At 59.5% G+C, this 13,574-nt stretch carries 9 protein-coding genes; all 9 read left to right on the forward strand.

Annotated elements, in window-relative coordinates; translation table 11 throughout:
• Positions 1-69 precede the first annotated feature (69 nt).
• The 9 genes from rpoB to rplW all read left to right on the forward strand — a co-directional run bounded on the left by rpoB (position 70) and on the right by rplW (position 13,551).
• The gene (rpoB, locus tag O6929_04965; protein MCZ6479743.1) at positions 70-4,026 is read left to right on the forward strand and encodes a DNA-directed RNA polymerase subunit beta; all 3,957 of its coding nucleotides are present in this window, start codon (positions 70-72) and stop codon (positions 4,024-4,026) included.
• A 112-nt stretch (positions 4,027-4,138) separates the two neighbouring features.
• On the forward strand, positions 4,139-8,266 hold the full coding sequence (rpoC, locus tag O6929_04970) for a DNA-directed RNA polymerase subunit beta' (GenBank protein MCZ6479744.1): 4,128 nt from the start codon (positions 4,139-4,141) through the stop codon (positions 8,264-8,266).
• A gap of 39 nt (positions 8,267-8,305) precedes the next feature.
• Positions 8,306-8,683 (forward strand): 30S ribosomal protein S12, encoded by a 378-nt coding sequence (gene rpsL / locus O6929_04975; GenBank protein MCZ6479745.1) that lies wholly within the window; start codon positions 8,306-8,308, stop codon positions 8,681-8,683.
• An 88-nt stretch (positions 8,684-8,771) separates the two neighbouring features.
• Positions 8,772-9,242, forward strand: coding sequence for a 30S ribosomal protein S7 (gene rpsG, locus O6929_04980; GenBank protein MCZ6479746.1), 471 nt, complete (start codon positions 8,772-8,774; stop codon positions 9,240-9,242).
• 69 nt (positions 9,243-9,311) lie between these two features.
• Positions 9,312-11,390 (forward strand): elongation factor G, encoded by a 2,079-nt coding sequence (gene fusA / locus O6929_04985; GenBank protein ID MCZ6479747.1) that lies wholly within the window; start codon positions 9,312-9,314, stop codon positions 11,388-11,390.
• Positions 11,391-11,501: 111 nt separating this feature from the next.
• The gene (gene rpsJ / locus O6929_04990) at positions 11,502-11,810 is read left to right on the forward strand and encodes a 30S ribosomal protein S10 (protein MCZ6479748.1); all 309 of its coding nucleotides are present in this window, start codon (positions 11,502-11,504) and stop codon (positions 11,808-11,810) included.
• A gap of 103 nt (positions 11,811-11,913) precedes the next feature.
• Positions 11,914-12,597: a 50S ribosomal protein L3 gene (gene rplC, locus O6929_04995; GenBank protein MCZ6479749.1), complete on the forward strand. Its 684-nt coding sequence runs from the start codon at positions 11,914-11,916 to the stop codon at positions 12,595-12,597.
• 40 nt (positions 12,598-12,637) lie between these two features.
• Positions 12,638-13,267, forward strand: coding sequence for a 50S ribosomal protein L4 (gene rplD / locus O6929_05000; GenBank protein ID MCZ6479750.1), 630 nt, complete (start codon positions 12,638-12,640; stop codon positions 13,265-13,267).
• The gene (gene rplW, locus O6929_05005; GenBank protein ID MCZ6479751.1) at positions 13,264-13,551 is read left to right on the forward strand and encodes a 50S ribosomal protein L23; all 288 of its coding nucleotides are present in this window, start codon (positions 13,264-13,266) and stop codon (positions 13,549-13,551) included. Before rplD ends, rplW begins: the two co-directional genes overlap by 4 nt.
• Positions 13,552-13,574 lie beyond the last annotated feature (23 nt).

A 13,574-nucleotide genomic window follows, 5' to 3' on the forward strand; every position in this document is an offset into this window, starting at 1 on the left:
TCCCCGGCGAACAATGTTCTCGTCTGGGGACAGTCGTGGGACCTTTCACACTAATGAGGTGGATATAGCATGGCGGTTGCAAAGACCAAGGGGGTTGAGCAGCGGACCAGCTTCGCCAAGTTTCCAGAGATTATTGCCATTCCCAATCTGATCGATATTCAACGCCGCTCCTTTCTGCAGTTTCTGCAGATGGAGGAACCGTCAGAGCGGCGGGACGAGACCGGACTTCAAGGGGTCTTTCGCAGCGTTTTTCCCATCAGCGATTACGACGATTCGGCTTCCCTTGAGTTCGTCAAATACGATTTCGGGGAACCGAAGTACACGCCGGAGGAGTGTCGGGAAAAGGGGATGACCTTTTCGGTCCCCCTGAAAGTTACCCTGCGCTTGGTCGTCTGGGAAAAATCGGGTAACGGGTCCCGTGGAATCCGGGATGTCAAGGAGCAGGAGGTCTACCTGGGGGAAATGCCCCTGATGAGCCAGCATGGCACCTTCACCATCAACGGGACAGAGCGCGTGGTGGTGAGCCAGCTGCACCGATCTCCCGGAGCCTTCTTCGATCACGACGCGGGTAAGACGCATAGTAGTGGGAAGATCCTCCATCACGCGCGGCTGATCCCGTACCGGGGCTCGTGGCTCGAATTCGAGTTCGATGCCAATGACATCCTCCATGTCCGGGTAGATCGGCGGCGGAAGTTTTTCGTCACTATTCTCCTCCGGGCTATCGGTTATGGATCGAACGAAGAGATCTTCTCCCTCTTCTATGAACGGGATACGGTTCGCTTCGACGGGAGCCGCAACCAGGTCTTGGAGGGACTAAGCCCTGGGTGGCGGACCGCCAAAGATCTCACAGATCCCAAGGGGAAAGAGGTCGTCTTACACCGGGGGAAACGGATCAGCGCGGCGGCCCTCAAGGAGCTTCAGACGGCCCGGGTGAAAGAGGTCCCGATCTACCGGGAGGATCTCGTCGGTCGGATCTTGGCCGTTGATGTCGTCGATCAGCAGACAGGAGAGGTACTCGCGGAGGCCAAGGACAAGATCGACGAAAAGACATTGGGCAAATTTGCTGACCGAGGGGTGCGGAAGATTCATCTCCTTCGCGGCGGCGGTGAGCGCGAGGTCTTTGAGATGCGCGAGACGATCCTCCGGGACCCCACGAGGTCGGCGGAAGACGCCCTGGTGGAGATCTACCGGCGGATGCGTCCGGGCGATCCACCAACGCTGGAGAGTGCCCGGACGTTGCTTCACAATATGTTTTTCAACCCACGCCGATACGATCTCTCGAAGGTGGGGCGATTTAAACTGAATAGCAAGCTTGGCATGGAGACGCCGCTCGACGTCCGGGTCCTCCAGAAAGGGGATATCGTCGCGGTGGTCCAGTACTTGCTCAACTTGAGGCACGGTGAGGGCCATGTGGACGACATCGACCATTTGGGCAACCGCCGTGTCCGGTCAGCGGGGGAACTCTTGGAGGAACAGTTCCGCATTGGCCTTTCGCGGATGGAGCGAGCAGTGCGGGAACGCATGAGCACCCAAGACGTAGAAACGCTCATGCCCCACGATCTGGTAAATGCCAAGCCGGTCTCGGCTGCCCTGAAGGAGTTTTTCGGTTCCTCGCAGCTCTCCCAGTTTATGGACCAGACCAATCCGTTAGCCGAGCTCACGCACAAGCGGCGGCTGTCCGCCCTCGGGCCGGGTGGGCTCTCCCGGGAGCGGGCCGGGTTCGAGGTACGAGACGTCCATCCCACCCATTACGGACGGATGTGTCCTATCGAAACCCCGGAGGGGCCGAACGTCGGGTTGATTTCCTCCCTCTCCACGTATGGCCGGGTCAATGAATTCGGCTTCATCGAAACGCCGTACCGGAAAGTCCGCGATGGCCGGGTCACGGACGAGATCGAGTATCTGACGGCCGATGTCGATGAGCGGTCCATCATCGCCCAGGCCAATGCCCAAACCGATGCCCGCGGCCGGTTAACGAATGAACGAGTGCAGGCTCGTATCGGTGGCAACTTCATCATGGCTCCACGCGAGAAGGTTGCCTTCATGGACGTTTCCCCCAAGCAGTTGGTGGGGGTCTCTAGCGCCCTCATCCCCTTCCTCGAGCATGACGATGCCAATCGGGCCCTCATGGGGGCAAATATGCAGCGGCAGGCGGTCCCCCTCCTCCGGCCCACCGCTCCGATCGTAGGCACGGGGATGGAGTCGGTGGCGGCGCAGGACTCAGGAGCGGTGGTGATGGCCCGGCGGTCAGGGGTGGTGGAATCCGTCTCGGCGAATCGGGTTATCATCCGCGTAGACGGGGATCGGCAGGAAAAGCTTGTGGTTTCCAATATCGACATCTACGCCCTGCTGAAGTTCGAGCGGAGCAATCAGAATACCTGTATCAACCAGAATCCTGTCGTGAAGGTGGGCCAACGGGTGAAGAAGGGGCAGGTCATTGCGGACGGTCCCGCGACCCAGAACGGTGAGCTCGCGTTGGGGCAGAATGTGCTGGTTGCCTTCATGCCCTGGGGTGGCTATAACTTCGAGGACGCCATCCTGATCAGCGAGCGCTTGCTAAAAGATGACCGGTACACCTCCATCCATATCGAAGAGTTTGAAATCGAGGCCAGGGATACGAAGCTGGGGAAGGAGGACATTACCCGGGATATCCCCAATGTCGGCGAGGAGGCGTTGAAAGATCTGGACGAGAGTGGAATCGTCCGGATCGGGGCCGAGGTGAGGCCTGGAGATATCCTGATAGGGAAGGTCACCCCGAAGGGGGAGACGATGCTAACGCCGGAAGAGCGCCTGCTTCGCGCCATCTTCGGTGAAAAGGCTGAGGATGTCCGGGACGCCTCGCTCTATGTCCCACCGGGGATCCATGGCACCGTGGTGGAGGTGAAAGTCTTCTGTCGAAAGGGGGTGGACAAGGACGAGCGCGCCAAGTCGATCGAAGATGAGGAGATCGGCCGACTGCAGAAAGACTTCGACGACGAGATCACCATTATCGGTAACGAGCGCGACCGGCAGGTTCGGGGTCTCCTCACCGGCCGGATCGTGGGGAAGGATGTGAAGGCGAGAGGAAGCCGGAAGGTTCTAGTTCCGAAGCGCAAGAAGCTGACAGCAGAACTGCTCGATAGCTTTGGTGTGTGGGAACTCCAGGAAATCGCCAATGTCTTACCCGAAGAGATGGCCCGAGAGGTGGAGCAGGTGGTTACCACGGCCGATAATCAGATTCACGTGCTGCAGACCCTGTTGGATAATCGGATTGCCCGTCTCCGGAAGGGGGATGAACTCGCCCCGGGCGTCTTCAAAATGGTGAAGATTTATGTGGCGATGAAACGGAAGCTCTCGGTCGGGGACAAGATGGCCGGCCGTCATGGCAATAAAGGGGTCATCTCCAAAATTCTCCCCGAAGAGGACATGCCCTATCTCCCCGACGGGACCCCGATAGAGGTGGTCCTCAATCCGTTAGGCGTGCCTTCCCGCATGAACGTTGGGCAGATCCTGGAGACCCACGTGGGCTGGGCCGCGAAAGCGCTGGGCCTCACTGTGGACTCCCCCGTCTTCGACGGCCCGTCGGAGAAGCAGATTAAGGACCTTTTGAAGAAAGCGGGCCTGCCCGAATCTGGGAAGACCGTCCTTTACGATGGGCGGACGGGCAAACCGTTTCATCAACCGGTCACCGCTGGATACTTGTACCTGATGAAGCTGGCCCATTTGGTGGAGGATAAGATCCATGCCCGTTCCATCGGTCCCTATTCCCTCGTCACTCAGCAGCCGTTGGGAGGCAAGGCGCAGTTCGGCGGTCAGCGCTTTGGGGAAATGGAGGTCTGGGCGCTGGAGGCGTATGGGGCGGCCCATACGCTGCAAGAAGTCTTGACCGTCAAGTCCGATGACGTGGTGGGGCGGACGAAGATGTACGAATCGATCGTCAAGGGGGACTGCACATTGGAACCAGGACTGCCAGAGTCCTTTAATGTCTTGGTCAAGGAACTGCAGAGCCTTTGCCTGGATGTGGATCTGGTCACGGACAAGAGTTGAACGGGGGGCTTTAAGTGGGGTCGCACAGGATCAGGTCAGGGCTCGGCTGCTCCTGCTCGGTTCCCGACGCCTGATCCGTAAGTGCTACGCACGATAAAGGGAGGAGAAGCGAGTGGATAAGTTTTTCGGGTTTTTCGACGAAAAGCCCATCGACCCTACGAGTTTCAAGGGCATCCGGATTGGGCTGGCTTCGCCAGAGAAGATCCGTTCCTGGTCCCATGGCGAGGTAAAGAAGCCGGAGACGATCAACTACCGGACTTTCAAGCCGGAGCGGGACGGGCTCTTCTGCGCCAAGATCTTCGGCCCCACCAAGGACTGGGAGTGTAACTGTGGCAAGTTTAAGGGGATCAAGCATCGAAACGTCGTCTGTGATAAGTGCGGGGTAGAGGTCATCCGGTCCAAGGTGCGGCGCCAGCGCCTGGGACATATCGAGCTGGCCTCCCCCGTCGTCCATATTTGGTTCTTTAAATCGATTCCCTCACGGATCGGCTATCTCCTGAACATGTCCCTTCGAGATCTGGAGAAGGTCCTCTACTTCGAGGAGTATGTGGTTATGGATCCGGGGAACACCCCCCTCAAGCTCAATGAACTCCTGAACGAGGACCGGTATCGGAAGCTCCAGGAAGAGTACGGGGATGGTTTTAAGGTGGGATTGGGGGCCGAGGCCATTCGGACCATCATGAGGCGGTTGGACATTCGGAAGCTGGCAGAGGAGTTGCGGGCCAAGATGCAGCAGGAGACCTCCCAGCAGGCCCGGAAGAAAATCGTGAAGCGTCTCCGGATCATGGATGCCTTCCTGACATCGGGGAACAAGGCCGAGTGGATGATCCTCGAGGTGATCCCAGTGCTCCCTCCGGAACTCAGGCCTTTGGTTCCGCTGGATGGGGGCCGTTTTGCCACATCCGATCTGAACGACCTCTACCGTCGGGTCATCAACCGGAATAATCGGTTGAAGCGACTCATGGAGCTTCGGGCCCCCGATATCATCATCCGCAATGAAAAGCGGATGCTCCAAGAGGCAGTGGACGCCCTTTTCGACAACGGGAGGCGAGGGCGGGCCTTGAAGGGTCAGAACAATCGTCCGCTCAAGTCCCTCTCCGATATGCTGAAGGGGAAGCAGGGCCGGTTTCGCCAGAACCTCTTGGGGAAGCGTGTGGATTATTCCGGCCGCTCGGTCATCGTGGTGGGGCCGGAACTCAAACTCCACCAGTGCGGTTTGCCAAAGAAGATGGCCCTGGAGCTGTTCAAGCCGTTTGTTTTTCGGAAGCTGCTCCAACAGCATGAAACCGTCACCACTATCAAGAGCGTCAAGAAGCTGGTCGAGAAGGGTCGTCCAGAAGTGTGGGACGCCCTGGAGGAGGTGATCCGCGAGCATCCCGTCCTGCTGAACCGGGCCCCGACACTGCATCGCCTAGGGATCCAGGCCTTCGAGCCCATGCTGGTGGAGGGAGAGGCCATCAAGATCCATCCCCTCGTCTGCGCCGCCTTCAACGCCGACTTCGACGGAGACCAGATGGCGGTCCATGTGCCGCTGTCGTTCGAGGCACAATTGGAGGCTCGGGTCCTGATATGGGCGCCTCACAATATCTTTTCTCCGGCCAATGGCACCCCGTTGGCCGCGCCGACCCAGGATATCGTGCTCGGCCTCTACTATCTCACCAAAGCCCGGAACGATGAAAAGGGGGAAGGGAAAGTCTTTGGCTCGATGGAGGAGGCCCGCGCTGTCTACGATGCTGAGGAGGTGGGGCTCCATGCCCGGGTCAAGCTGCGGTGGGATGGGGAGATGATCGATACCACGGTGGGGTGTGTTCTCTTCAACGAGATCCTCCCCCGGCAGCTCCGGTTTATCAACCAGGAGATGAGTAAGCGAGAACTCGCCCGGTTGATCTCGCAGTGTTTTTACATCCTGGGCAACGCCGAGACGGTGGAGCTCTTGGATAACCTGAAGGACCTGGGCTTCCGGTATGCCACGTTAGCCGGCATCTCTATTGGGATCGATGATCTGCACATCCCCTCGCGGAAAGAGGAGATCATCGAGATGGCCCGGAAGGAGGTTATCAAGATCGAGCAGGAGTACCTGGACGGTCTGATCACCAAAGGGGAACGCTACAACAAGATTATCGACATCTGGACCCAGGTGTCAGAGCGGGTCTCCGAGGAGCTCTTCCGGGAGATCGAAGGGATGAAGGATGGAGAGTTCAACCCGGTCTTCATGATGGCCGATTCCGGCGCACGGGGGAGCAAGCAGCAGATTCGGCAACTGGCCGGGATGCGGGGCCTCATGGCGAAGCCCTCAGGGGAGATCATCGAGACCCCGATCACGAGTAACTTCCGGGAGGGCCTGACGGTGCTCCAGTACTTCATCTCGACCCACGGGGCCCGGAAAGGGTTGGCCGATACGGCGCTCAAGACCGCCGACTCTGGCTATCTCACGCGGCGGTTGGTGGATGTGGCCCAGGATGTTCTCGTCAACGTGCGGGATTGTGGCAGCCCCAACGGAATCTGGGTGACCGCCCTGGTGGAGGCAGGAGAGATCATCCAGCCGCTCCGGGATCGGATCCTGGGTCGGGTTGCGCTGGATGATGTGACCGATCCGTTCACCGGTGAGACCATCCTCGAGGCCAATTTGGAGATGACGGAACCGCTGGCGGCTCGGATCGAAGAGGCCGGCATCGACAGAGTGAAGATTCGATCGGTCCTCACGTGTGAGGCCAGGCGAGGGACGTGTATCATGTGCTATGGCCGGAACCTGGCAACCGGTCGGTTGGTCGAGCTCGGAGAGGCCGTGGGGGTGTTGGCCGCCCAGTCTATTGGCGAGCCGGGGACGCAGCTCACCATGCGGACGTTCCACATCGGCGGTACCGCAACCCGTCTGGCGGAGCAGACCACCCTGGAAAATAAGTTTGCGGGGACTGTACAGTTTCACACTGTCCGGACGGTCCGAAACGCTGCCGGGGATCTGGTCGTCATGAACAGGAATGGCTCCATGTCTATCGTGGACGAAAAGGGGCGCAAAAAGGAGGTCTATCAGGTCGTCTACGGGGCCCGATTGAAGGTGCAGGACGGCAAACAGGTGGCCTCGGGCACGACGTTGGCAGAATGGGATCCCTTCGCCTCGGTGATTCTCTCGGAGGCCTCTGGCCGGGTGGTGGTCAAGGATGTCATCGAGGGGGTGACGATGAACGAAGAGGTGGATGAGGTCACCGGGCTGGCTCAACGGGTGATTGTGGAGCACGGCAAGGAAGACCTCCAGCCCCGGGTCTCGGTGAAAGACAAGAAAGGGGCCACGCTCTTCCGGACGCTCCTGCCGGTCGGCGCCCACCTCATGGTGCAAGATGCTCAAGCGATCTCCGCTGGCGATGCCGTCGTCAAGATCCCTCGGGAGACGGCCAAGACCAAGGACATTACCGGGGGTCTCCCACGGGTCGCGGAGCTCTTTGAGGCCCGGCGGCCCCGCGAGGCGGCCGTTATCTCGGAGGTCGACGGCCGGGTGGGCTTTGCCGGCATGGCGAAAGGGATGCGGAAGATCGTCATCCACACCGAGGGCGGTGAGACCCGGGAGTATCTCATCCCTCGGGGTAAGCATATCAACGTGCTCGAGGGGGATGAGATCAAGGCTGGGGAGGCTCTGATGGATGGACCCATCAATCCCCACGATATCTTGGACGTCCTCGGAGATCAGGAGCTGCAGCGCTACCTGGTCAACGAGGTTCAGGAGGTGTATCGCCTTCAGGGGGTCAACATTAACGATAAGCACATTGAGGTCATCGTGCGCCAGATGCTGAAGCGGGTGCGCATCGAGACGGTTGGTGACACCAACTTCCTCGTGGGAGAACACGTGGACAAGCACCTATTCCTTGAAGAAAACCAGAGGGTCTTGGCTGCCGGGGGAGCCCCCGCCACCGCCAAACCGCTCCTCTTGGGCATCACCAAGGCTTCCCTGTCCACGGATAGTTTCATGTCCGCTGCATCTTTCCAGGAGACCACCAAGATCCTCACCGAAGCCGCCATCAATGGCGCCTGGGACGAGCTGCGCGGCCTCAAGGAAAACGTCATCATGGGCCGCCTGATTCCAGCGGGCACGGGGATGTCGTGGTACCGTGAAACGACCGTTAGTGCTCCGGAGACTTCAACAGAGGTCGAGGAAGGTCAGCATCCTTCCGGCGGAGTGATCGCGGCGACGGAACTCATGAAGATCGATGCGGAAAAATCGCTTGACAATGGGAGAGATGACGTTTAATTTGTGGAGGTTTAGGGAGAATTTAGTCGAGGTTTGGCAGTGCCGACGATTAACCAGCTAGTTCGCAAGGGACGAGAGCCGATACGGAAGAAGGAAAAGGCCCCCGCCCTCCAGGGCTCGCCTCAGAAACGGGGGGTCTGCATCCGTGTCTACACGAGTACCCCCAAGAAGCCGAACTCGGCCCTCCGAAAGGTGGCTCGGGTACGCTTGACCAATGGGATTGAGGTAACCACTTACATTCCGGGGATTGGACATAACCTGCAGGAACACTCCATCGTTCTGATCCGCGGAGGACGGGTGAAAGACCTACCTGGCGTCCGGTATCATGTGATCCGTGGGACCCAGGACACCGCCGGGGTCCAGGATCGCCGGCAAGGGCGGTCCCTTTACGGGGCAAAAAGGCCCAAGTCGAGTTGATCGGATGCGGCACTGAGAGGCTCCTCTCCTCGACCCCTCGGTGCCGCTTTTCGTTTTTGGCGGCAATTGGTGAATTGAAGGTGAGTGAATGCCCAGGCGACGTGTCGCGGAAAAGCGAGAGATCCTGCCCGATCCGGTGTATCACAACCGGCTGGTTGCGAAGTTTGTCAACTGTATGATGTGGGGAGGGAAGAAATCGCTGTCGGAGCAAATTTTCTACCGGTCCATGGGGATCATTGAGGGGAGAATGAAGACAGACCCCTTGGCGGTCTTTCGGCAAGCGGTGGATAATGTGAGACCGGTCCTGGAGGTCAAGTCCCGAAGGGTAGGGGGAGCAACCTACCAGGTTCCGGTGGAGGTCCGTGCGGAGCGTCGGGTTTCGTTAGCCTTCCGCTGGCTTCTCACGTATACTCGACAGCGGTCGGAGAAGACGATGGAGGAACGGTTGGCTGCTGAGTTGATCGAGGCGGCCAACAATCGAGGGGCGGCAGTCAAGAAAAAGGAAGACACGCATCGGATGGCGGAGGCCAACAAGGCCTTTGCGCACTACCGGTGGTAAAAAGGCCCCCATCCCGTCTGAGCATTGGGAGAGGGGCCTTCGATGTGTAAGCAGAGGGAGTGAGACAGGGTGACGGTTAAGGTAGCCAAGGATCGCATTCGAAATATCGGGATTATGGCCCACATCGATGCGGGGAAGACGACCACCACCGAACGCGTCCTTTACTATACCGGGAGGACGCACCGAATGGGCGAGGTGGATAGCGGATCCGCAGAGATGGATTGGATGGAGCAGGAGAAAGAGCGAGGGATCACTATCACGTCCGCCTCCACCACCTGCTTCTGGCGCGATTATCAAATCAATATTATCGATACCCCAGGGCACGTCGACTTCACTGTAGAGGTCGAGCGGTCGCTCCGGGTCCTGGACGGGGCTGTGATGATCTTCGATGCGGTTGCTGGGGTGGAACCGCAGTCAGAGACGGTCTGGCGGCAGGCGGACAAGTATCACGTGCCTCGCGTCGCGTTCGTCAACAAAATGGACCGGGTTGGGGCTGACTTCTTCATGTCGGTGGGGTCCATCGCCGAGCGGCTCGGGGCGCATCCAGTGCCGATGCAGCTCCCACTAGGACAGGAGGCGAGCTATGCTGGCGTCATCGATTTGATCCGGATGCAAGCCATCGTCTGGGAGGAGGAGTCCTTAGGGGCCGAGTTTCAGATGAGAGAGATTCCTTCGGAGTGTACGGATCAGGCCCTGCAGTACCGCGAAAAGCTCCTGGAGGCGGTCGCGGAACAGGACGAGTCCTTGCTTCGCAAGTATGTCGAGGGGCGGGAGATCTCGGAACAGGAAATTCGGGCGGCGATCCGTAAGGCAACATTGGCCCTGAAAATCACACCGGTCATCTGTGGGGCCTCTTTCAGAAATAAGGGAGTTCAACCCTTGCTGGACGCGGTTGTGGATTATCTACCCTCGCCCGTGGATCTCCCTCCGGTCACCGGGGTGAATCCCAAGACGGGTGAGGAAGAGAAACGATCGCCGGTCGATGAGGAACCACTGGCCGCTTTGGCCTTCAAGCTCGTGGCTGACCCCTACGTCGGTCAGCTCTGTTATTTTCGGGTGTATTCCGGAACCATGGAGTCCGGCACCTCCGTCTATAATCCCACCAGGCGGGTTCGAGAACGGATCGGCCGCCTCCTCCGAATGCACGCCAACAAGCGCGAAGAGGTGAAGAGCGTTCAGGCGGGGAACATCGCCGCTGCCGTCGGCCTGAAAAGTGCCAAGACGGGTGATACCCTGTGCAATGAAGGTCACCAGATCTTGCTTGAGGCCATTGAGTTTCCGACGCCGGTCCTTTCGGTGGCCATCGAGCCCAAGACCAAAGAGGGGGCCGAAAGACTTTCCCTCGCACTTCAGGCCTTGGCCAATGAGGATCCCACGTTCCAGACCCGGGGGGACGAGGAGACCGGCCAGACCATCATTTCTGGCATGGGAGAACTTCACCTCGAGATCATCGTGGATCGCCTCCTCCGGGAGTTCAAGGTGGAAGCCAACGTCGGGCGGCCTCAGGTGGCTTACCGCGAGACCATCACGCGTCCAGTCGAGGTGGAAAAGAAGTTCGTCCGGCAGACCGGAGGCCGGGGGCAGTACGCCCATGTCTACCTTCACGTGGAGCCCCAGCAGGCTGGGAGTGGCTTTCGGTTTGAGAAGAAGATTGTGGGAGGGGCGATCCCCCGGGAGTTCATCCCGGCAGTAGAGAAGGGGGTCCGGGAGGCAGCCGAGAGCGGGATGCTGGCCGGCTATCCGGTGGTCGACATCACGGTGACGCTGACCGACGGATCCTACCATGAGGTAGACTCCTCCGATCTGGCGTTCAAGATTGCCGGCTCCATGGCTTTCAAGGACGCGGTAAAGCAGGGCCACCCGATCCTCCTCGAGCCGGTGGTGCAGGTGGACGTTGTGGTGCCGGAGGAGTTTCTCGGCGAGGTGATCAGGGATTTGAACTCTCGGCGGGGTCGGGTTGTGGGGATCGAGACGCGGCCGGCGGCTCGGGTTGTGCGGGCGGAGGTTCCCCTGGCTACCATGTTTGGTTACGCAACCGATATGAGGTCGGCAACCCAGGGCCGGGCAACCTACACCATGCAGTTCGCTCGCTACGAGCCGCTCCCTGGAAGTCTTGCCGAGGAGATCATGGGGCGGGTGGCCAGTTGAACGCCCCCTTTTTCTCAGATGGCGACCACAGTAATTTCCATTGCGATTTCAGCAGCCCAGCCCATGAAGTTGACTGCTTGTAGCTGACGGCGGAGGACGGAGAGCCCAGGGATGGAAGCGGAACGGATTCGGATACGGCTGAAGGCTTACGACCACCGGATTTTGGATCAGTCCGCGAAGGAGATCGTAAGCACGGCCGAGCGAACAGGGGCAGGGGTTTCGGGACCTATTCCCCTTCCGACGAAGATCAGCCGGTACACGGTCCTCCGCTCCCCGCACGTGGATAAGAAGTCGCGGGAACAGTTTGAGATCCGCATTCATGTCCGCCTTTTGGATATCCTGCGGCCCACGCCTCAGACGGTGGATGCCCTCATGCGGTTGGACTTGCCGGCGGGGGTTGATGTTGAAATCAAACTCTAGTGTCCACAGTCCAAAGTCCAAGGTCGAAAAAGAGCAAAACACCTGGTGACTTTGGACGTTGGACATTGGGCATCAGACAGACGTTGGACATTTCGTCATGCAGATGGGTATTGGATTGCTCGGTAGGAAAGTAGGGATGACCCAGATCTTTGATCAAGGGGGACGGGCCGTTCCCGTCACCGTGGTGGAGGCCGGCCCCTGTACCGTCGTCCAAAAGAAGGGTCTGGAAAAGGATGGCTACGAGGCGGTCCAGCTCGGCTACCTTCCGGAAAAGCCAAAGCGCGTCCGCAAACCGATGAGCGGTCACTTCGGTAAAGGCAAGGTACCCCCCTTGCGGCATCTTCAGGAGATGCGACTTCATTCGGCAGCCGAGTATCAGGTGGGCCAGACCCTGACGGTCGGCCTCTTTGCAGAAGGGGAAGAGGTCGTGGTGACCGGGACGTCGAAGGGGCGGGGTTTCCAGGGCGGCGTGAAACGCTGGGGCTACCGGGGTGGCGCGAAGAGTCACGGATCCATGTTCCACAGGGCGGTGGGGTCGATCGGTGCTTCTTCCTATCCCTCGCGAGTGTTTAAGGGCCACCATATGCCCGGGCGCATGGGGGGAGAGCGGGTGACGATCCGGGGACTCCATGTGGTCCGGCGGGATTCTGATCGAAACCTCCTGCTAATTCGTGGAGCGCTCCCCGGACCTCAGGGCGGTCTACTTACTGTTCGCAAGACGGGCAAGGCGGCCCTTGGCAGCGAACCGACGACGCCCCCGGAGAGAACTGCCGGGTCGAAAGCATAACCCGGCGGGACGTGGATGCCTCAGCGCTGAGAGAGTAACGATGACTCGGGTTCTTGACGTGGTAAACCCACAAAACGAGAAGGTGGACGAGGTCGTCCTGTCTGAGGCCGTGTTTGGAGTTCCGGTCAAAGGGCACCTCCTTCACGAGGCCGTCCGGTGGCAGCGGGCAAGACAGCGGCGGGGAACTGCCTCGACGAAAGGGCGTTCCGAGGTCTCGGGAGGTGGGAGGAAGCCATGGCGTCAGAAGGGGACCGGTCGAGCGCGAGCGGGGAGCAACCGTTCACCCCTGTGGCGACACGGGGGTATCAGCCATGGCCCGAAACCAAGGGATTGGAGTTTTCGCTTCCCGAAGGCACTCAGACGGGACGCCCTGCGCACCGCTCTCTCCACCAAGATCGCGGCGCGAGAGGTTCGGATCCTAGAAGACTTAACCATGGATCGGCCTAGTACGAAGACCTTCCAGAGTCTGCTAAAGGGTCTCGGCATTACCGGCAAGGTATTGGTGGTGACTTCTCAGAGGGAGGAGGCAGTGGAGAAGTCTGCCCGGAACCTCCCGCGGGTCAAGGTTCTCCTTGCCCAGGGAGTGAACGTCTCCGATGTGTTGAACGCTGACGCTATCCTGTTCACCCGCGAGGCGCTCGTCAAGGTCGAGGAGGCCCTGACTCCATGAGGGAGCCGCACCAGATCGTCCGTCGACCTGTTGTGACCGAGAAGGGGACGGCCCTGAAAGAGCATAACAAGTACCTCTTTGAGGTGGATCGGCGGGCCAACAAGGTCCAGATCAGACAGGCGGTGGAGGCCCTCTTTAACGTAAAGGTTGCCGCCGTCCATACCGTGGCCATGCGAGGGAGAGTGAAACGCCTCGGGCGATTTGTGGGACGCACCTCAGATTGGAAGAAAGCCATTGTAACCCTCAGCGAGGGGCACAGCATCGAGCTCTTTGAAGGCGTTTAGCAACTGGCAATCTGCTGTCTGCT

This window comes from Candidatus Methylomirabilota bacterium (assembly GCA_027293415.1).
GTDB lineage: Bacteria > Methylomirabilota > Methylomirabilia > Methylomirabilales > CSP1-5 > CSP1-5.

Coding starts and splice junctions, on each gene's coding strand:
- rplC (MCZ6479749.1), top strand. CDS start 11,914: ATGGGTATTGGATTGCTCGGTAGGAAAGTAGGGATGACCCAGATCTTT.
- rpsG (MCZ6479746.1), top strand. CDS start 8,772: ATGCCCAGGCGACGTGTCGCGGAAAAGCGAGAGATCCTGCCCGATCCG.
- rpoB (MCZ6479743.1), top strand. CDS start 70: ATGGCGGTTGCAAAGACCAAGGGGGTTGAGCAGCGGACCAGCTTCGCC.
- rpsJ (MCZ6479748.1), top strand. CDS start 11,502: ATGGAAGCGGAACGGATTCGGATACGGCTGAAGGCTTACGACCACCGG.
- rplD (MCZ6479750.1), top strand. CDS start 12,638: ATGACTCGGGTTCTTGACGTGGTAAACCCACAAAACGAGAAGGTGGAC.
- rplW (MCZ6479751.1), top strand. CDS start 13,264: ATGAGGGAGCCGCACCAGATCGTCCGTCGACCTGTTGTGACCGAGAAG.